A 19,467-nucleotide genomic window follows, 5' to 3' on the forward strand; every position below is an offset into this window, starting at 1 on the left:
CCGCCACCGCCCGCGCGGTTTATCCTAACCGGGTTGCGGCCGCGGAGTCCATGCCGGCGCCTATGTCCAGCGCGGGCACGGGCCACAGTCGTTCGTCCGCGATCCCCAATCCTTCGCGGCTGGTCGCCAGGACCGTCACGGTCGCCGATGCCGCGAGGATGGCGTCGATGACATCGGCGCGGGCATCGACTCCGCGGCGGCAACCCTGTTCGTAGAACGCGCGCGGGCGGTGGCGCCGCACTTTTCGATGGCCACGGCCAATGAGGCCGCCGCCGTGGTGGAAATCTGCAGGCGCCTTGACGGGATCCCGCTGGCCATCGAGCTGGCAGCCTCGCGGATGGCATCGATGACGGCGATCGAGGTGCGCGATCGTCTCGATCAGCGGTTCCGGTTGCTCGTCGGAGCGCGACGCGGAGTGGAACGCCACCAAACACTCCGTCACGCGGTGGCTTGGTCCTATGCCCTGCTGGACGAACCGGAAAGGGCGCTCCTGGAGCGGTGTTCGGTGTTTGCCGGCGGATTCGACCTCGAAGGTGCCCGCGCCGTAGCCGGCATCCAGGATCAGTTTGCGGTACTCAATCTGCTGGATGCGTTGGTGCGCAAATCGCTGGTGGTCGCCCACCGGTCCACCGGAAAGACGCGGTTCTCGATGTTGGAGACGATCCGCCAGTTCGCCGATGAGCAGCTCGAGGCATCGGATGACGGGGAGGCCACCCGTCAGGCACACGCCCGCTACTTCGCCGAACGCGAACCCGACGTGCTCGCACTTTGGGACAGCTCGCGCCAGCGCGACGCTTACGGCTGGCTGGTTACCGAGTTGGCCAACCTGCGAACCGCTTTCCGATGGGCAGCGGCTCATGACCACCTCGACACCGCGGCCGCCATCGCCGTCTATGCCGGATATCTCGGCGGGTGGATTGAGCTACACGAGCCGTCCACGTGGGCGGAGGAGCTGATCGGCCGCGCTCGAGCAGTCGATCATCCGCGCTTGGGTCAGCTCTATGTGATAGCCGCCGAGTGCTACCGGACCGGAAGGTTGACCGATGGTGTCGGATACGCCGACGCTGCCGTCGCGATCCTCGGGACCGGCCATTTCGATGACATGCTGTTCGATATCGAGCCGACAGCGCTGGGCGGCACATACATCACTGTGGGTTTCATCGACCGCTGGCTGGCGCTGTGCCGTAAGCGGCTCGCGTGTGGCGAGGGTATGAGTGCCTTTAATCGCGGCTCAATGGTCATGGCTCTAGCAACCGCAGGCGAGTTCGATGAGGCGAAGGCCGCCTCCGAGGAGCTGCTCGACGCGGCGGATGCGACCGATAATCCGGGCGCTCAGGCATTTGCATTGCTCGCATACGGCTACGTCTGGCGCGATGCTAATCCCACTGCGGCATACGAGGCGCTCCGCCGCGGTCTGATGGTCGCTCATGACAGCGGCAACCGGATGATCGAGTCCTACACCGCGGTGAACTTGTCGGCCTTCGCCGCCGCCAACCGCGACCCGATGGACGCCCTTGACTTCTTGACCCTGGCGATCAAGAACTTCTTCGACACTGGTAGCTACTCCCACATGGTCAGTCCGCTGGCCGTTCTGGCCAGCCACTTGGATCGGATCGGACGGTATGAGGCGGCCGCGACCATCGTAGGGTTCTCATTTACGGCTTTCGCGCTCGCCACTTTCCCCGAAATCGATGCCGCCGTCGCCCACCTACGGCAAGCGCTCGGCGAGGACGTGTACCAGTCGCTGACGGACGCGGGCGGGAAGATGGCGAACGCGGATGCCGCGCGATACGCCCTCGACCAGATCGATCAGGCCCGAGCCGAGTGAACGCCGCCTCGAAATCGACTGTATGCCCTAGGGATTCGTCGGAATTGATCTCTCGGCGCCTCTCCGTGCCGGCCTTCAGGGACCTTCGAGCACCGCGTCGATCGCGCGGTAGATCCGCTCCTCGCTGACCGGACGCGGTGTGCCGAGCTGCTGGGCCCACAGGCTCACCCGCAGCTCCTCGATCTGGCGGACGATGTCGCGCACGTCGGCGCCCGCCGACCGTGCGGGAGACAGCGCGCGCACCAGCTCGTCGTACGCGTCCTGCACGGCGTGCACCCGCGCCATCCGATCCCGGTCGGCCTCCACGGCGTGAGGCAGCCGGTCGAGGCGCCGGCGGATCGCGGTCAGGTAGCGGGTGAGATCGGCGAGATGTGCGCGGCCCGTCGCGGTGACAAACCCGGACGGCAACAGCCGGTCCAGCTGTCCGCGGACGTCCGCGATCGCGTCGACCTGCGCGGGCGGCGCCTGAGCGGGCAACGCGAGTTGCACGTCCTGGGCGGCGGACAACACCTTCGCGACCCGGCCGACGATGTCTACCGTCGTCGAAAGCAGGGCCTCCCCCACGTGATCGCGCAGCGCGGTGAACTCGTCGCGGGTCCACACCGGCGCCCGCAGCAGCGCGTCCGTCGCGGCGTCGGCGCAGTCGTCGAGCAGCGCGGCCAGGGAGCCGTCTGGATTGGCACCGAGCAGCAAGCGAGTGCGCGGATCGAGCTGCCGCTCAACGGCTTTGACCGGTGACGCCACACTTAGCCGCAGCAGTCGCCGCGTGCCCCGTCGCATCACACGATCCCGCTCGGCGGGCGTTGCGTACACGCGCAGGTCGACGGCGGTGCCCGCGTCGACGAACCCGGGGAAGCCCCGCACGGTGCGTCGGTCAACCGTGCGCTCGACGACGCGCGGCACTTCGTCGAGGTCGTCGGGCCAGCTGCGCAATCCCGGTCGTTCCAGCTCGCCGGCGACCGCCTGCGCGACCGCGTGCCGGGCCGGCGTCGCCAGCCCGTGCTGCAGCGCGTGCAGGTCCTTGCCGCGGGCGACCTCGGTGCCGTCCGTGGACTCGACGGCAAACGTCACCCGCAGGTGCGGCGGCAGCTTGGCCAGGTCGAAGGCGTCGACGGGCACCAGAACCCCGGTGCGGCGGCGCAATTCGCGCTGCAATGCCTCCAGCAGCGGCTCCCGCGCAGGGTCGATCCCGGCCAGCACCGCTCGAGCGGTGTCAGGTGCGGGAACGAAGTTGCGGCGCAAGTCTTTTGGCAGCGACCGGATGAGCGCGGTGACCAGCTCCTCGCGCAGCGCCGGCACCTGCCAGGCGAACTCGTCGCCACCCAACCGCGCGAGCACGTCGATCGGGACGTGCACCGTGACGCCGTCGTCGGCGGCGCCGGGCTCGAACCGGTACGTCAGGGGCAGCGCGACATCGCCCGCCCGCCAGGTGTCCGGTCGGTCGGAGTCGGCGGTGTCCTCGGTGCGCAGCAGGTCGTTGCGGGCGAACGTCAAAAGGTCAGGTGTCTTGTGCCGCTGCTTTTTCCACCACGCGTCGAAGTGGCGGGCGGAGACAACGTCGGTCGGGATGCGGACGTCGTAGAGCGCGTAGACGTCTTCGTCACCGACCAGCAGGTCGCGGCGGCGGGCCCTCTCCTCCAGCTCCTCGAGCTCCGCGCGTAGCCGCGCGTTGTCGCGGAAGAAGTGATGGCGGGTCTGCCAATCGCCCTCCACCAGCGCGTGGCGGATGAACAGTTCGCGCGCCTCCTCCGGCTCCACGCCCGCGTAGCCGACGCGGCGGCGCGCGACGAGTGGCAGGCCGTACAGGGTCACCCTCTCGTAGGCCATCACCTCGCCACGTTTGGCGTCCCAGTGCGGCTCACTGTAGCTGCGCTGCACCAGGTCGCCCGCGACCCGCTCGACCACCTCGGGCTGGATGCGCGCGGCGGTCCGCCCGTACAGGCGGCTGGTCTCGACCAGCTCCGCCACGACCACCCAGCGCGGCGGTCGCTTGGCGAGCGCCGAGCCGGGTGCCAAGACGAACCGCGAATTGCGGGCACCCAGATACTCGCGCTCATCCTCCCGGCGCATACCCACATGTGACAGCAACCCGGCGAGCAGCGCGGCGTGGACGCGCGCGGCATCGATCGGCTCGAGTGCATCTGAGGACTCGACAATTCCCAGGTCGCGGGCGATGCTGCGCAGTTGGCCGACCAAGTCCTGCCATTCGCGGATGCGCAGGTAGTGCAGAAACTCGTCGCGGCACATTCGCCTGAAAGCGTTGCCCGACAGCGTCTTTCGCTGGTCTCGCAGGTAGTTCCAGAGGTTCAGGTAGGACAGGAAGTCCGAGCCCTCGTCGGCGAAGCGGGCGTGCTTCTGGCGCGCGGCCTCCTCGCGGTCGGTGGGCCGCTCCCGCGGGTCCGGGATCGTCAGCGCGGCGGCCAGCACCAGCACCTCCCGCACGCAGCCCTCGGCCTCGGCCGCCAGGATCATCCGGCCCAGCCGTGGGTCCACCGGCAACCGCGCCAGGCGCCGGCCGAGGTCGGTGATCGCACCGTGGGCGTCGAACGCGCCGAGCTCCTGCAGCAGCTGCACACCGTCGCGGACGCTGCGCCGGTCCGGCGGATCGAGGAACGGGAAGTCCTCGACCTCGCCGAGCTGCAGCGCGGCCATCTGCAGGATCACCGCCGCGAGGTTGGTTCGCAGGATCTCGGGGTCGGTGTAGCGCGGGCGGGCCGCGAAGTCGTCCTCGGAGTAGAGGCGGATGCACACGCCGGGCGCCACCCGCCCGGAGCGGCCGGCCCGCTGCGCGGCCGACGCCTGCGAGATCGGCTCGATCGGCAGCCGCTGCACCTTCAAGCGGCGGCTGTATCGGGAGATGCGGGCGTTGCCCGGGTCGACGACGTAACGGATCCCGGGCACCGTCAGCGACGTCTCGGCGACGTTGGTCGCCAGCACGACGCGCCGCCCGGTATGGGGCGCGAACACCTTGTGCTGCTCGGCGGTCGGCAGCCGGGCGTAGAGCGGCAGCACCTCGGTGTGCTTCAACCCTCCCAAAGCCTCTGCGGTGTCGCGGATTTCGCGCTCGCCGGACAGGAACACGAGAACGTCGCCGGGCGGTTCGGCCTCGAGCTCACCGATCGCGTCGACGATCGCCTCGATTTCGTCGCGGGTCTCGGTGCGCACGATCTCGTGGTCGGGGTCGTCGGGATCGGTGGACTCTTCCTGGGAGCCCGACTTCACGGGAACTTCCAGCGGCCGGTACCGGATCTCCACCGGGTACGTCCGCCCGGACACCTCGACGATCGGCGCGCCGCCGCTGGGTCCATGCTCGGCTCGGCCGAAGTGCGCGGCGAAACGTTGGGGCTCGATGGTCGCCGAGGTGACGATCACCTTGAGGTCCGGGCGGCGCGGCAGCAGTTCGCGCAGGTAACCCAGCAGGAAGTCGATGTTGAGGCTGCGCTCGTGGGCCTCGTCGAGGATGAGCGTGTCATAGCGCAGCAGCCGGCGGTCGCGCTGGATCTCCGCCAGCAGGATGCCGTCGGTCATGAGCTTGACCAGGGTGCGGTCGCTGACCTGATCGGTGAACCTGACGGTGTAGCCGACCGCGTCCCCGAGCGGGGTGCCCAGCTCGTCGGCGATGCGCTGCGCGACCGTGCGGGCGGCCAGCCGCCGAGGCTGCGTGTGGCCGATGGTGCCGCGGATGCCGCGGCCGAGTTCCAGGCAGATCTTGGGCAGCTGGGTGGTCTTGCCCGATCCGGTTTCCCCGGCGACGACGACCACTTGGTTGTCCCGTATGGCCTCGGCGATGTCCTGTCGCCGCTCGCTGACGGGCAGGTCGGGGTAGGTGATTGCCGGACGGGCGGCTTGCCGGGTGGCGACCAGCGCTTCGCCGGCGGCGATCTGGTCGGCGAGCTGCCGCAGCTTGTCGGGCTTCGCCCCGCGCAGGTTCTTCAGGCGCCGGCCCAGGCGTGCGGCGTCGCGGATGGTCAAACCGTCGAGGCGTTTGCGCAGCTCCTCCGGAGATAGTGCCCCGGGTCTGTCAAGGGACGGTTCGGCCACTCCGGCCAGGATAGGCGGCCCCGGTAATAACCCTCGCAAGAATGGGAACCCACGGTCAAAGCCAGGGAGGAGCAGCTCGTGCAAGGACAGGAAATCCGCTCGCTCGCCGACCTCGCCGGTGAAGGCACCCGCGTTGTGACGACTCTGATCCGCGACATGCACAGCGGCGTCGCGCGGCGTGTCTTCGGCTCGATTGGCCCCGTGGCGAAACCCGTGGAGGTGGTCCACAACAGCATCGCCGCCTCCGTCTACTACGGCGTCGACTGCGCGATACGCGCCTCACTGCGCGGGGCCGGTGAACTGACCGCCGAGGCCCTGGGCGACGACGAGGACGACACCGTCGAATCGCATCCCACGGTCGCCGGGGTGATCGCCGCGCTCAATGGAATCTATGGCGACGAGCTGACCGAGCGTGAGAACGGATTCGCGCTGAGCATGCAGATTCGCCGCCAGGGGCGGCCCGTCGCGATGAACGCCGCAGACATCGCCGCGGCGTTCCCGGAGGCGACCGGCCGCATCGCGGTGTTCATGCACGGCTGGTGCATGACCGAAAGGTCGTGGTGGCGGCGCCCGCGCGACGGCGAGGCCGCGCGTCCCTACGGGGCGCGGCTGCACAGCGACCTCGGGTTCACGCCCGTTTACCTGCGCTACAACACGGGCCTGCACATCTCCGACAACGGCAAAGCCCTGGCCGCCCTGATCGATCAGCTGCAGACGCTGTGGCCGGTGCCGGTCGAGGAGATCGCGTTGATCGGGCACTCGATGGGCGGACTGGTGGTGCGCAGCGCGTGCCACTACGGCACCGAGCAACAGCACGGCTGGCCCGACGCCGTCCGCCACGTCGTCTGCCTGGGTTCCCCGCACCTGGGAGCCGACCTGGAAAAGGGCGTCAACGCCGCGTCGTGGCTGCTGGCCCGGCTACCCGAAACCCGCGCCGTCTCTGGATTTCTCAACGCCCGCAGCGCCGGCACGAAGGATCTACGGTACGGCGCATTGCTCGACGAGGACTGGAGTGACTGCGACCCGGACGAATTCCTGTGCGACCGCTGCCACGAGGTGCCGTTCCTCCCCCACGCCGTCTACCACTTCGTCGCCACCAGCGCGGGGCCGGGAGCGTTGGGCGTGGCCCTCGGCGACCGCCTGGTGCGCCCCACGAGCGCGGCTGGGGTGGGCAGGTCTCGACGGGTTCCGTTCGAGCCGGACCACGGCCTGACGCTCACCGGCCTGCACCACTTCGATCTGCTCAACCACTCCGCTATCTACGCGAAGCTGCACGACTGGCTCGGACAGTCACCTCAGCAGACCGAGTCCACCGGCTAGGTGTATGAGGCCAATACTTCGTTGACGCGTATCGGCACTAGCGACGCCGGTGGCTGTTCGCCCTAGTTCGACTACTTTCCGCGCCGGTCAGTGGCCAGTTCGATCCGCGTTCGCGTGGATCGCATCGCGGCAGTAGGCCGCGAGGCCCGGGAGCCCGAATGATTCGTCGTATGTGGCGACGTACTTGGGGTCGCTCACGTACATGTCGCCCAGGTTGCGGTGGAAGGCCGGCGGGCAGTCGTAGAACCAGCGATTCACATGGAGCCGGTGTTGCTCCGCCGCATTCATCGCCTCTTCAGAGTCGGCCGGGAGCCCAGCGCGGAAGGCGTCGGACAAAGCCTTCTCAACAGCTTCTCCCTCGGCCTTGATCTGGACCCAGTCGTCCTTACCATAGGACTTCGTTCGACGCTGCGATTCCTTCCACTCTGCGGTCTCGCCCCACTTCTGCTCGGCCTGTGCCTGGTAGTCGTCGAAGCCGTCACCGAAGAGTTCGCGCATGTCGTCGTCGGTAATGGGTGTGTTCGTCATTGCTTTCTCCAATGCCTGATCGATTGCCTCGACGAGGTCCTTCATCTCATCGAGTCGGGACATGACGCGTTCGCGCTGGCGAACCAGGTGGCTGACCTCGTTGCCCTCTTCGAGCAGGCTCGCGATCTCGCCAAGAGACAGCTCGAGCCGGCGGTAAACGATGACCTGGGACAAGCGCGTCAGGTCTCCCGACGTGTAAACCCGATAACCCGACGCTGCACGCCGGCTCGGGGTCAACAGCCCAATTTCGTCATAGTGGTGAAGCGTCCGGACCGTGATGCCAAATCGCTCGGCGACTTCGCCCACGGTGAGTTCGTCCACCCGAATCTCCTGCGTCACGTCGATCAGGCTGGTGCCTCACGCCGCGTGAGGGTCAAGTCTTCATGCTCGAACTTATTCGAACGCTGAGGATCCGGTCACCTGCCGCAGTGAAGATGCTTCCTCTCTGCCAGGTTCATGAAGCCCGGCTCAGCTCCGTCCGTGACAACAACGTCATGGCCAGCAACAGCTAGGTCGCGATCACGGCCGGTGGTACTGATCGTTGATGAGGATCTGGACGCCCCGCCATCCCCAGTAGACGCGGTGGGCGGTGATCAATCCGTTCTCGATCTCCATCACCTCGACAAAGTCCATCTGTTGGCCGTCCGGGGTCTCCCGGGGATACTCCCAGGTCGCGCGCCTCCCGTCGGTGAAGAACCCTGCCCGGTAATACTGGCGCTCGTCGGGTGTACGAGCGACGACCTCGGCGAGGAAGGGACGCAGCTCGTCGTGGCCTCGACACACCCCGGCCCCACCGAGGATGTGAGCCGCGACCGGGCTTTCCAGCACGGCATCGGGTGCATAGCAGGCCACCAGGGCCTCGGCGTCGTGTTCGGCTAGCGCCTTCTCCCAGGCCTGGACCACCGCCTCGATGGCCGCGACGTCTGGTGCGCGGTTGTTTCCATTCGTCATGAATCCAGTGTTACGCAGCGCGGCGACGCGATCAGCCCTTGGCTTCCCGCCACTCTCGCTCGAACGGCAACCGCCACGCATGAGGGGCGATCAGCTGGTGAATCGCGTTCGGCCCCCACGTGCCCTGCTGATACACCTTGACCGGCGGCGGTTCGTCGAGCAGGTCCTGCGAACGCTCCCACAGCGATTCGATGCCCTCGGCGGTGTTGAACAGGGTGTGGTCGCCCCGCATCGCGTCGAGGATGAGCCGTTCGTAGGCCTCCAGCACGTCGGCGACGGTGTCGATCTCCTGCGAAGAGAACTGCATGGACAACTTGTCGAGCTTCATGCCGGGGCCCGGCCGCTTGCCGTAGAAGGACAGCGACACCTTCGAGTTGTCGGCGAGATCGAAGGTGAGGTGGTCGGGGCCCTGCGTCCCCACGCCCGAGCCCGGCGGGAACATGGTGCGGGGCGCCTCTTTGAACGCAATCGAGATGATGCGGATGCCCTCGGCCATCTTCTTGCCGGTGCGGAGATAGATCGGCACGCCGGCCCAGCGCCAGTTGTCGATGCCGACCTTGAGCGCGATGAACGTCTCGGTGTCGGAGTCCTTTGCCACGCCGTTCTCTTCGCGGTAACCGCTGTATTGCCCGCGCACCACATTCGAAGGCTTCACCGGCAGCATCGACCGGAACACCTTGTTCTTCTCTTCGCTGATGGCGCGCGGCTCGAGCGCTGTCGGCGGCTCCATCACCACGAACGCCATCACCTGGAAGAGATGGGTGACCACCATGTCCTTGTAGGCGCCGGTGCTCTCGTAGAAGTTCGCCCGCTGGTCCAGACCGAGGGCTTCGGGAATGTCGATCTGGATGTGGTCGATGAAATTGCGGTTCCAGATCGGCTCGAACAGACCGTTGGCGAAGCGGAACGCCAGAATGTTTTGCGCCGCCTCCTTTCCCAAGAAGTGGTCGATACGGAAAATCTGGGCTTCGTCGAACGTTTCATGCAGGAAGTTGTTGAGCGACACCGCGCTTGCCAGGTCGGTGCCGAACGGCTTTTCCATCACCACCCGGGAGCGCTCGACGAGCTTGGCGTCGCGCAGCGTGGTGATGACGGCGCGCGCCGCTTTTGGCGGGACCGACAGGTAGTGCAGTCGTCGCACGTCCGGTCCCAGGTTGTCTTCGGCTTCGGCGACCGCCTCGGCGAGCGCTTCGGGTCCGGCGCTCTGCGGGACGTACCTGATCATTTTCGCGAAGTTCGCCCACTGCTCGTCCGTGAGCTTGTGGACGCCGAACGAGTCGATCGCGTTCTTGGCGAGTTCCCGGAACTCGTCGTCGCTGAAATCCTCGAGCGACGTCGCCACGATTTGGATATCGGGTGCGAGCTCCGACTGGTCCAAGTAGGCCAGACCGGGCAGCAGCTTGCGTTTGGCGAGGTCCCCCGTCGCACCGAACAGGACGATGACGTGCGGGTCGAGGGGGTCTGCGCCGTTGCGGCGCGGGCGTGCGTCGGGCGCCGGGTAAGAGATTGTTTGCGGTTTCTTGGTAGCCACTCTTGCGATACTTCCACCGGCGCGCCGCCCGCGCACCGCTGAATTTGCATCCGTCGTCCGCAAAATCAGATGTTCACCTGCAATCGGTAGCGGCTGGTCGACAAGATCGCGGTGGCCTGACCCCGTTTGGTTGGTCCAGGGGTGTGTGGGAACGATGATCACTACTTCCGCAGGGTGAATTGGTTGAGGTCGGTGTAGCCCTTGCGGAAGAGATTCGCACAACCGGTGAGGTACCTCATGTACCGCTCGTAGACCTCTTCCGATTGAATCGCGATGGCCTCGCTTTTGTGTGCCTCGAGGGCCGCGGCCCATACGTCCAGAGTTTTTGCGTAATGCCGCTGCAACGACTGGCGACGCTTCAGCTTGAAGCCGGCCTTCGCCGAGAACTCCTTGACCATATCGATGGTCGGCAGGTAGCCGCCGGGGAAGATCTCGGTTTTCATGAAGTCGCTGAACTCGACGATCGCCGGAGTCAGCGGCAATCCCGACGCGATGATTTCCTTTTCCGAGAGGACGGTGATCGTGTGCAGCAAGAATGTGCCACCGGCCGGCAACAGCTCATAGGCCCTCTCGAAGAACGCGGTGTAACGGTCGTAGCCGACGTGCTCGAGCGGGCCGATGGCCACGATCCGGTCCACCGGCTCGTGAAACCGCTCCCAGCCCTCGAGCAGCACCCGCTTGGAACGCGGGCTATCCGATTCCGCGAACAGCTGCTCGACGTGAGCAACCTGGTTCTTGGACAGCGTCAAACCGATGACGTTGACGTCGTATTTCTCGATGGCTCGCAACATGGCGGCGCCCCAGCCGCAACCGAGGTCCAGCAGTGTCATGCCCGGCTGCAAGCCCAGCTTGCTCAGCGAGAGGTCGATCTTGGCGATCTGCGCCTGTTCCAATGTCATGTCCTCGCCGCCAAGCCAATAGGCGCAGGTATACGTCTGGGTGGGGTCGAGGAACAGGCGGAAGAAGTCGTCAGATAGATCGTAATGCGCCTGCACATCCTCGAAATGCGGCGTCAGCCCGTCGGCCATGTTCGTGTTGCCTTTCCCTGGGCCCCGCCGGTGTGATCTGCAAGGTAGGCCATCGGGTGGTCCAGTCGCTCTGCGGCTCGGGGTTGGTGGGTTGTGGTCCACTGTAGGGCGAATTCGGTTGGGCGAGTTCACTTTGGGCGGAGCCGTTGGTGATTCTTCCTGCCCGACCACGCGGGCAACAGAGCCGCACATCTACTGGACCACTACGACTGGCCCACCTCATCACGATTTGGTCCGCAATCGAAGTGCTTCAGCCCGGTTAGCAACCGCGCGGCGGGGTATGGGATAGCGACGGGCTCGCATCGATCCGAGCCGCTCCCCCAAATCTGCGAACGCAATGGAAGCGATACATGACTGGACCCGACCAAGACCATCCAGACCGCGCTCAGCAGCTGGAGAACATCGTCGATCAGCTCGACGAGAAGGTTGCCGGTGAGCGCGAAGCCGAGGGCGTGCCCGGCAAACCCAGCGATCGGAAGCGCGAGGGCACCCTAGGCGGCTCGGAGGCAGAGCCGCCCGACTAAAAGCTCGCTGACCGCGACTCGAGCGCGCCTCGACGCTTGACCACCGACCCGGGTGGCACCTAGCGTGCCAAGTGTACGAAACCGTTTCGTTCACCAGGAGGGTCCGTGGTCCGAGGTGAAGGCCGCACCGACGCGATCCTCGATTCGGCGGTCGAGCTGATGGCGGTCACCGGATACGACCGGCTCACGATTGATGCCGTCGCCTCGCGCGCGGGCGCCAGCAAGGCGACGATTTATCGGCGCTGGCCGGGTAAGGCCGAGTTGGTGATCGCGGCGCTGGCGCGACGCGGCGCCGTCGCGACGGAAGAGGTCGACACCGGTGACCTTCGCGGCGACCTGATTCAGACGGTCGCCCATATGCGCGACGGCCTCGCGTCGCAAGACGGCGCGGTGATCTTGGGTCTGCTCAACGCGATGCGCGGAAACGCCGAGCTCGCCGAGCACGTTCGTGCTCAGGTCCTGAACGAAAAGCGAGCGGTGATCGGCCGGCTCGTCGAGCGTGCGGTCAAGCGAAAGGAACTGCCGGCTCACGCGGACCACGAGTTGGCGTCCGAGATCGCCTCCGCGCTCGTGTTCACCCGCATCCTGGTGACCGATCAACCACTGGGCGACGACGAGATCGTGCACATTGTGGATGCGGCGCTGATGCCGGTGCTGACGCACCAGGTGCAACGAAAGGCGGATAGGTCGTGATGTGGACGCTGGTGCTGGCATTTGTCGGAGGAGTGCTGGGCGGCAACGCAATTCCGCACTTTGTCCGCGGGATTACCAAGCAGCGCTACCCGAACGCTTGGGGCGGCGGTCCCGTGCCCAATGTCGTCGCCGGATGGGCTGGTTTGGTGCTGGCCGCCGTGGCGCTGCACGCCGCATTTCGCGGGAATGAGCCCCTGTGGCCGTTCTGCGCGACGGCGGTCGGGGTGCTTTTGATAGGACTCTTCCACGCCGGGCCCGGTGCATTCGGGCGGCGCTAAGCGTCGCCGCGGTCGAATGCGAAGCCTGGCAGGCGAGCGTACTTAGCGCTCTGACGATGCGCGAATACGAGAACGCGACGACCTGGTGGGCTTGGAAGCCCTGCCGCGCGCTTTCGGCGGGGACACCAAACCGTTGAGCAATTCCGTCAGCGCCGACATTGCTTCGTGCGCTTCGTGTTCGGGGTCATCGGAGCGAGCGATGACCATCGCAGCCTCGCACATCGCGCCGTGCACTTGATGGGCCAACGGGTCGACGCGACGCCGCTTGATGTGCCCGCCGTCCATGGCCTGACTTAGGCCCTGCTTGATCATCGCCATCAGGTGCCGATCTTCGATATCGCGCATGTCTTTCCAGCCGAGGACGGCGGGCGCGTCGATCAAGATCTGCTGAAACCCTGAATCCGTTGCCGCATCGAAGAACGCTTGGCAACCCGCCAAGAAGGCTTTCCAGCTGTTGTCCTCCTTGCCGGCGGCGACGTTGACCGCGCGCGCGATGCTGCGCTGCTCGGCCTCGTAAACCGCTGCGAAAAGTGCACGCTTGCCATCGAAATGGTGGTAAAGCGCGCCCTTGGTTACCCGCGCACGTTCGACCACTGCGTCCAGGAAGGTGGGGTCGTAGCCGTTGTTAGCGAACAGTTCGCGCCCCGCCGCCACTAGCTGGTCCGTCGTGGCGCGGGTTCGCTCTGCTTGTGTGCGTGCGCGGCTGATCACTCTCCGAGGATATACCAATCACATACTCAGGTTACGTACTTGACATACGTACTCTAAGTACGTTAAGACAGTGTGTATGAAAGTTGATGAGGGCACGTCGAAATTCCAAGAGCGACAAGCGGTCAACGAGACGAGGCGCAAGCTCTGTGAGCGGCTACGCCCAGGCCTCGATCAGCCGGCGAGTGAATCATGACCGGGCGCGCCGCACCGGCACCGATCGGTGTGTACGGCGCAACCGGCTACACGGGGAAGTTCGTTGCCAGGCAGTTGGCGGATCGGGGTCATCGACCAGTGCTGTGCGGGCGCGATGCCGGGCGACTCGCTGAGGTCGCGGCGGACCTGCCGACCGCATGCGAGACCTATCAGGCCGGCATCGATGATTTGGATGCGTTGCAGTGCTTCGCGCAACGGTGCGCAGTCGTAATCAACTGCGCCGGACCATTCAGCCGATACGGGCAGCCGGTCGCCGAGGCCGCGGTGCGTGCGGGTGCACACTATCTCGATCACACCTCCGAGCCGGACTACCTCTACGGGCTGATACGCGAATTGGACGGGCCGGCCCGCGCCGCGGGGTCGGTGGTTGTCCCCGGAATGAGCTTCTTCACTGCGCTCGCCGATCTGATCGCCCATCGGCTCGCTGCGCCGATGGGGCCGCTGCACCGCGTGACCGTCGCGTACGCCATCGACGGTTGGAAGCTGACTCCTGGGAGCCTCGCGACAAAGGCGGCGCGAACAAGCAGTGCGCATGTGGTCTACCGCGACGGACGGCTGCAGCTACTGCCGTCCCCCAGCGAACCGAGATTCGACACGTATCGGTTCCCGCCGACGCTCACAACGCGGCCCGTCATCGCGGATTATTCCGGCACTTGTGAGGCCGTGACCGTACCCCGGCACGTCCAAACCGGCGCCGTGGATGTCTACATGACGCAGGCCACCTTCTTCCCCACCGACGATGCACCGCACAACGGGTCGGGTCCGGGGGAGCCTCGGGATTCAACGCAATTCAGCATCGTCGTCGATGCCTATGGCCCAACTGACCCCCGGCGTAGCTGGATTTCGGGAGTTGGGGACATTTACGAGATTGGCGCACTCGTCTCAGTGGAGGCGGCCGAGCGCCTCACAGCAGGCAAGGCGATTAACGCGGGGGTCGTTAGTCCGGCCGAAGCGTTCCCCGACCCGGAATTGCTCGACGCGCTCGTCGCGATGCCATTCATTGACGGTGGCCTGCGCACGGAGCCAATGATCGCCGAACCAGCCGCCCTGCCGACAAACACCTAAGGAAAATGATGACCCAGGCTCACCGGCTGGACGCCGCACCGACGCAGCCCGATCAGGACGTTGACGAGTTTGTCGAGAAATTCAGCGAATTCGGAGCCCAGCCGACGCCGGCGGCACTCAGTCAGCTGTTTCACACCGCTGGCACATTGTGGGATGCGGGGATGCATTCGCCGCTGCCGCAGTCGCGCCTTCGCGCCGCGGCGGAGCGCTTCGTACGCAACGTGTCGTCCGTACAGATCGCGGTTCGAAAGCATTTTGCCCGTGAAGATTGCGTGTACCTGCTGACCGACAACTTCGGTGCATATCAGGGAAGCCAGATCAGCTATCCCGCCGTGTACGCATGCAGGCTGCGGGATGGCCTGATCGTCGAGGGCAGGTGCTTTTATGATCAGGCCAGGCTGTTGGCACCAGCCGTCGGCGGCACACTCGCGCTTCCGGCCTATCGTCCAACGTGGGAACCGGCCTTGGCCGGCGCGCCCGCCGCCGGCGCCGGCGCCGCGGTCGAGCCGGCGAAGTTCGTCCGAAACTATGACGCGCTTTGGCACGCTGACAACGCCGAAGTCGGCATGGGACTAGCCAGTTGCTACAACAGCAACGGAATGATCCTTAACCCTGGCATGGCCCGCCCCATCATGAAGCCTGAAATCCCCGGCTATTACGCGATGCTTCTCGCCGCCGTCCCCGATCTGGATCCCAAGCTGGAAGGCTGGGCCGGCGATGGGGACGCACTATGTGTCGAATGGTTGTACCGCGGTGCAGGCGGCGACGGCCGAAGCCCGCTGGCAGTTCGCGTCGTTGACGTCTTCGAGTTCGCCGGCGGCGGCGTTCAATTCGGGCACGCCTATTACGACTCGCTGACGATACTCTCGGCGTCCCGCGCGGATCTAGCGAAAGTCGTCGCGAAGGCTCGGGCGAGCTTCTTCTGCTAGCCGTCAGCGGCCCGGCCCGAACCAGGTGGTGAGCGCGTCTGGGAGCCCGGCCTGATCTCCGTCACCCACCCAGGCGACATGCCCGTCGGGACGAACCAACACCGCGGTGGGGGCCGTGACCTCCCCGATCGCCGGAAGTTCCCATATCCCAACGTGTTTGGCGTCGATCGATTGCACCCGATCCGCCCACGGCGTGATGTCGAAGGCGCGAGGCTCGCCGAGGTTGAGCAGCAGTGGCCGGGCTTCGTGCAGCAGTTCGAAGACCCGCAGCGGTCCGTCGGCGGTCACCAGGTCAAGGTCGGGCATGCGGCGCCCCAGCAGGGGGTGTCCCTCACCGAGGTCGTAATGGATGTCCAAGGCGGACATCATCGCGGCGAATCGCTTGCGCGGCTCGTCCATGCCGAGTAGGTCGGACATGGTGTCGCGCAAGGCCTTGGTGCGGTCGTCTTGGCGAAGAAGCGCCATTTGCGCCATCGCGTTGCGCAACACGCGCGCGGCGACCGGGTGCCGTTCGTCGTGGTAGGTGTCGAGGATGCTGTCGGATGACCTTCCGTTGACCACCTGCGCCAGCTTCCACCCCAGATTCACCGCGTCCTGCACGCCGGTGTTGAGGCCCTGCCCGCCCACCGGGTGGTGGATGTGTGCGGCGTCGCCGGCCACCAGGATCCGCCCGGCACGGTAGACCGCGGCCTGCCGCGCCGCATCGCTGAACCTGGAAATCCATGTGGGGCTGTGGATTCCGTAATCGGTGCCGTAGACGGCGACGACGGCCTCGCTCAGCTCGCGCAAGCTGGCCTCGCCGGTGGGGCCGACCTGCCGCTCGGTCACCATGACCCGCACCGCTTCCCCGTCGTCCACCGTGCTCAGCGCATGGACGCCGAGGGCGTCGTGGCGGATGCCCCATTCCGGCGCTGGCGCGTCGGCAGCCATTTCGACCTCGGCGAGCAGGTAGCTCGTCGTCGCATCCCAGCCCGGAAAGTCGATGCCGGCGGCTTTTCGAACCCGGCTGCGTCCGCCGTCGCACCCGACCAGATACTGCGCCCGCATCGGCTGGCCGTCTGCGAGCTCCAGGTCGACGCCCGTCGAGTCTTGCGCGGCGCCCGTCACCTCCCGACCGCGATAGATCGGCACCCGCAGTTCGTCGACCCAGTCGGCCAGTATGCGCTCGATGTGGCTTTGCCACAGGGCCAACCCGTAGGGATGCCGGGTCGGAAAGTCACTGATGTCCAGCCGAATCTGGGAGAAACCCGCGACCTGCGCCACCTGACCCTGCGACAGGAACCGGTCGGCGATTCCGCGTTGATCGAGCACCTCGATCGTGCGCGAATGCAGGCCGCCGGCGCGAGCGCCGGTCAATTCCTGGCTGACGCGTCGCTCCACGATGGCGACGTCGGCGCCGCCCAACGCCAGTTCACCCGCCAGCATCAGCCCCGTCGGGCCGCCTCCGGCAACAACTACCGCATGCTCGGTTATCGGCACAGCGCAATCCCCCGCTTCCGTGAGTTTTTCCGTTTCGGCCAGCGATTTTGCGCCATGACCCCGGTCTTGCCGCAAGCCCCCCGGTGCGTAATATGTTGAAGTGGGATGACGCGAGAGTCCCCAATCCCTTTCTTCCGCCCCTGGATTGAATTGCGGCGTCGCTCGGCGGCGGTTGGGCTCTGAATTTGCGGTTTCTTTCCGCGCGTCCCGGCACGCTTTAGTACGGTTCGAATAATCCGCAAACGCGCGTGCTCGCCGAAATGGCGATGTCAGAGTTGGCGGAGCATCAGCACATGACCAGGAGAGTTGGCCGGATGGGTCTTAGGCTGCGAAGCCCAATCGGCCGTCGGGCGAGCCGATACCGATTGCGGCTGCGCGCTGATTCTGGCAGCGGATTCTACGGGAAACATCAGGTTCGGCTGCTCCGGATCTACTTGGGCACCACGACATTCCTCTACATCTGGGGCGTGGTATTCAGCACCGTCTTTCGGATCCACCCCGGGTTGAAGCCCGGGAATCCGACCGGAGGCATCGTGGCGATCGCCCTGGGATTAGCGGCGCTGGCCTGGCTGGCTGTGCGGCCCGGCAAACCCGCGCCGGCGACGGCCGTCGCGATCGTCGCCACACCCATCGTGATGGCCTTCCACGTGGCGATCACCGCCGAGTTGGCATGCCTGATCGCGCCGATGTTTTTGGCGATGTACCTGCGCGCGTTCTACTCGCCGCGCCGCGGCACGGCGCTGGTCGGCGTGCTCACCCTGGCGTCTGTCGTCGGCCTTGCAGTCGCGCCCATTCCCAAGTTGTACATCGACTACTTGATCTTCGTCATCGCGATCGTCGGGGCGGCCGAGTCGTTCGGGCTGGTGACGCGAAGTCTGGTGGCGGCGGCGTGCACCGATCCGCTGACGGGTCTGCTGAACCGCGCGGGCTGGGAGATTGCCACCGCCGACCTGCTGGCGCGGTGCCGTTCGGCCGCGGGCACGATCACCGTCATCGCGCTGGACATCGACAACTTCAAGCAGATCAACGACACCGACGGGCATCTCGCCGGCGATAAACATTTGATCAGCCGAGCGGATTTTTGGCGAGAAGTGGCCCCCGCCAACGCCGTTCTGTCGAGGCTCGGCGGCGACGAGTTCGCGGTGTGCGTGGCTGACCGGGCGGGCCCGACGCCGAGCACAGCGGAGCGGTTCGTCGCCGGCGTGCGGCTGCATACCCCGGGCACCAGTGTCGGCACCGCGTCGGCCAGCAGCAAGGACGCGGATATCGCCACGCTGTACGCGGCCGCGGACGCCAACCTCTACATCGCCAAGCAGCAGCGATCCCCCGACACGCGAGACAACGATCTGCGCCCCGCGCTATGAGTGCCCCTGAAACCCTTGTACGGCGACCGTTGTCGTAGGGTCAGCTCCCCGAGGGGCCGTCGCAGACTCCGGGCGGCGCTGCCGCAGCTGCGAATTCGCTTCGGGAGCCTGATCGCGGGCCAGCGCCACAGTGGCCGCCGCCATTGCCAACACCGCGGCCACCAAGCCCAGCATCGCCGGCCCCCGCACCGCGACATGCTCGCCGAGCACAATGATCCCGAGCAGCACCGCGACGATCGGCTCACCGACCAACATGATGGGCACCGACGCCTGCAGCGCTCCGGCATGAAAAGCCGACTGCTGCAACAGCGTTAGTCCCACTGCCAGCGCAACCAGCACATAGGGCGCCGGGACGCTCAGCAGCCCATGCCAGCCGCCGACGGCGAAGCGGTGGGTGCAGATCTTCGTCAACACGGCGATCATCCCCAGCAGGACCGCCACCGCGACGGCCAGCAACACGGCACGCGCACGGCCAATGGTGCGGCCGGCCGCGACCACGCAGGCGATGACCAGGGGCACGGTGATCGCCAACGCCAGCGTCCACGCCGCTACCGGCGGCCGGTCATGGCCCTCACGCGGCTGGCCGACGAGCACGAAAACCGCCAGCGCGGCCGTCAACAGCGTGGCCCAGCCCCAATCGGCCCACTTGATGCGTTGGTGGCAAAGCCTCGCGCTCAACGGCAACGCGAACAGCAGCGACGACACCAGCAGGGGCTGCACCAGCAGCAGGGAGCCGTGCGCCAGCGCCAGGGCTTGAAACACGTAGCCGGCCACGGCGGCCAGAGTGCCTGCCCACCACAGCGGTTCGCGAAACAGCGTCGTCACCATGGTCCCTGACATGCCCTTTTCGGCCGGGACACCTTGCGCGACCTGTTGCCGGACGACGATGCCTACCGCGGCCCAGAAGGCGGCGAGCAATGCCGACGCGATCGCCACGGCATGCTGCGTCACCCAACCCATGGCCCCGCGGATACCCAGCGGCTC

General features: G+C 66.3%; 17 protein-coding genes. 8 read left to right on the forward strand and 9 right to left on the reverse strand.

The window, feature by feature from the left end; all coding sequences use genetic code 11:
• Positions 1–19: 19 nt before the first annotated feature.
• Entirely contained in the window at positions 20–241 is a 222-nt protein-coding gene (locus tag A5764_RS25715; RefSeq protein ID WP_067119244.1) for a hypothetical protein, read from the reverse strand.
• Between the two features lie 6 nt (positions 242–247).
• Between A5764_RS25715 and A5764_RS25720 the strand changes: the two genes are divergently transcribed.
• Positions 248–1,828 carry a hypothetical protein gene (locus A5764_RS25720; protein WP_156664891.1) on the forward strand — a complete coding sequence of 527 codons (1,581 nt, stop codon included), beginning with the start codon at positions 248–250 and terminating at the stop codon, positions 1,826–1,828.
• Positions 1,829–1,903: 75 nt separating this feature from the next.
• On the opposite strand, the gene hrpA is transcribed toward A5764_RS25720, so the two are convergent.
• Positions 1,904–5,878: an ATP-dependent RNA helicase HrpA gene (gene hrpA, locus A5764_RS25725; RefSeq protein ID WP_067119730.1), complete on the reverse strand. Its 3,975-nt coding sequence runs from the start codon at positions 5,876–5,878 to the stop codon at positions 1,904–1,906.
• 69 nt (positions 5,879–5,947) lie between these two features.
• Between hrpA and A5764_RS25730 the strand changes: the two genes are divergently transcribed.
• A complete protein-coding gene (locus tag A5764_RS25730; RefSeq protein ID WP_067119250.1) occupies positions 5,948–7,189 on the forward strand; it encodes a triacylglycerol lipase in 1,242 nt (413 codons plus the stop codon).
• An 87-nt stretch (positions 7,190–7,276) separates the two neighbouring features.
• Here A5764_RS25730 and A5764_RS25735 read toward each other — a convergent pair whose 3' ends face one another.
• The 4 genes from A5764_RS25735 to A5764_RS25750 form a co-directional block, all read right to left on the reverse strand.
• Complete coding sequence (locus tag A5764_RS25735) at positions 7,277–8,038, reverse strand: MerR family transcriptional regulator (RefSeq protein WP_067119733.1); 762 nt, start codon at positions 8,036–8,038, stop codon at positions 7,277–7,279.
• 198 nt (positions 8,039–8,236) lie between these two features.
• Entirely contained in the window at positions 8,237–8,668 is a 432-nt protein-coding gene (locus tag A5764_RS25740; RefSeq protein ID WP_067119252.1) for a nuclear transport factor 2 family protein, read from the reverse strand.
• Between the two features lie 31 nt (positions 8,669–8,699).
• Positions 8,700–10,199, reverse strand: coding sequence for a glucose-6-phosphate dehydrogenase (gene zwf / locus A5764_RS25745; RefSeq protein ID WP_067119255.1), 1,500 nt, complete (start codon positions 10,197–10,199; stop codon positions 8,700–8,702).
• 161 nt (positions 10,200–10,360) lie between these two features.
• Positions 10,361–11,227 carry a cyclopropane mycolic acid synthase family methyltransferase gene (locus A5764_RS25750; RefSeq protein WP_067119258.1) on the reverse strand — a complete coding sequence of 289 codons (867 nt, stop codon included), beginning with the start codon at positions 11,225–11,227 and terminating at the stop codon, positions 10,361–10,363.
• Positions 11,228–11,577: 350 nt separating this feature from the next.
• Between A5764_RS25750 and A5764_RS29030 the strand changes: the two genes are divergently transcribed.
• The 3 genes from A5764_RS29030 to A5764_RS25760 all read left to right on the forward strand — a co-directional run bounded on the left by A5764_RS29030 (position 11,578) and on the right by A5764_RS25760 (position 12,722).
• A complete protein-coding gene (locus tag A5764_RS29030; RefSeq protein ID WP_197501730.1) occupies positions 11,578–11,751 on the forward strand; it encodes a hypothetical protein in 174 nt (57 codons plus the stop codon).
• Between the two features lie 105 nt (positions 11,752–11,856).
• Positions 11,857–12,444, forward strand: a complete 588-nt coding sequence (locus A5764_RS25755) for a TetR/AcrR family transcriptional regulator (RefSeq protein WP_067119262.1) — start codon at positions 11,857–11,859, stop codon at positions 12,442–12,444.
• Positions 12,441–12,722: a hypothetical protein gene (locus A5764_RS25760; protein ID WP_156664892.1), complete on the forward strand. Its 282-nt coding sequence runs from the start codon at positions 12,441–12,443 to the stop codon at positions 12,720–12,722. Before A5764_RS25755 ends, A5764_RS25760 begins: the two co-directional genes overlap by 4 nt.
• Positions 12,723–12,764: 42 nt before the next feature.
• Here A5764_RS25760 and A5764_RS25765 read toward each other — a convergent pair whose 3' ends face one another.
• Complete coding sequence (locus A5764_RS25765; protein ID WP_231989823.1) at positions 12,765–13,433, reverse strand: TetR/AcrR family transcriptional regulator; 669 nt, start codon at positions 13,431–13,433, stop codon at positions 12,765–12,767.
• Between the two features lie 189 nt (positions 13,434–13,622).
• Here A5764_RS25765 and A5764_RS25770 point away from each other — a divergent pair, with 189 nt between their 5' ends.
• The gene (locus tag A5764_RS25770; RefSeq protein ID WP_067119267.1) at positions 13,623–14,711 is read left to right on the forward strand and encodes a trans-acting enoyl reductase family protein; all 1,089 of its coding nucleotides are present in this window, start codon (positions 13,623–13,625) and stop codon (positions 14,709–14,711) included.
• Between the two features lie 8 nt (positions 14,712–14,719).
• The gene (locus A5764_RS25775; protein WP_197501731.1) at positions 14,720–15,640 is read left to right on the forward strand and encodes a nuclear transport factor 2 family protein; all 921 of its coding nucleotides are present in this window, start codon (positions 14,720–14,722) and stop codon (positions 15,638–15,640) included.
• A 3-nt stretch (positions 15,641–15,643) separates the two neighbouring features.
• On the opposite strand, the gene A5764_RS25780 is transcribed toward A5764_RS25775, so the two are convergent.
• Positions 15,644–17,119 (reverse strand): FAD-dependent monooxygenase, encoded by a 1,476-nt coding sequence (locus A5764_RS25780; protein WP_255361149.1) that lies wholly within the window; start codon positions 17,117–17,119, stop codon positions 15,644–15,646.
• A 365-nt stretch (positions 17,120–17,484) separates the two neighbouring features.
• On the opposite strand from A5764_RS25780, the gene A5764_RS25785 reads away from it, so the two are divergent.
• Positions 17,485–18,483 carry a GGDEF domain-containing protein gene (locus A5764_RS25785; RefSeq protein WP_067119272.1) on the forward strand — a complete coding sequence of 333 codons (999 nt, stop codon included), beginning with the start codon at positions 17,485–17,487 and terminating at the stop codon, positions 18,481–18,483.
• On the opposite strand, the gene A5764_RS25790 is transcribed toward A5764_RS25785, so the two are convergent.
• Complete coding sequence (locus A5764_RS25790) at positions 18,478–19,443, reverse strand: DMT family transporter (RefSeq protein ID WP_067119275.1); 966 nt, start codon at positions 19,441–19,443, stop codon at positions 18,478–18,480. The two genes, A5764_RS25785 and A5764_RS25790, sit on opposite strands and share 6 nt — an antisense overlap.
• Positions 19,444–19,467 lie beyond the last annotated feature (24 nt).

Origin of the sequence: Mycobacterium sp. 852002-51057_SCH5723018 (genome assembly GCF_001667035.1) — a bacterium.
In the GTDB taxonomy this organism is placed as follows: domain Bacteria; phylum Actinomycetota; class Actinomycetes; order Mycobacteriales; family Mycobacteriaceae; genus Mycobacterium.

Excerpts from the sequence above, each read along its gene's own strand:
- A5764_RS25720 (WP_156664891.1), top strand. The coding sequence starts at position 248 with ATGGCCACGGCCAATGAGGCCGCCGCCGTGGTGGAAATCTGCAGGCGC.
- A5764_RS25740 (WP_067119252.1), bottom strand. The coding sequence starts at position 8,668 with ATGACGAATGGAAACAACCGCGCACCAGACGTCGCGGCCATCGAGGCG.
- A5764_RS25750 (WP_067119258.1), bottom strand. The coding sequence starts at position 11,227 with ATGGCCGACGGGCTGACGCCGCATTTCGAGGATGTGCAGGCGCATTAC.
- A5764_RS29030 (WP_197501730.1), top strand. The coding sequence starts at position 11,578 with ATGACTGGACCCGACCAAGACCATCCAGACCGCGCTCAGCAGCTGGAG.
- A5764_RS25770 (WP_067119267.1), top strand. The coding sequence starts at position 13,623 with ATGACCGGGCGCGCCGCACCGGCACCGATCGGTGTGTACGGCGCAACC.
- A5764_RS25775 (WP_197501731.1), top strand. The coding sequence starts at position 14,720 with ATGACCCAGGCTCACCGGCTGGACGCCGCACCGACGCAGCCCGATCAG.
- A5764_RS25790 (WP_067119275.1), bottom strand. The coding sequence starts at position 19,443 with ATGGGTTGGGTGACGCAGCATGCCGTGGCGATCGCGTCGGCATTGCTC.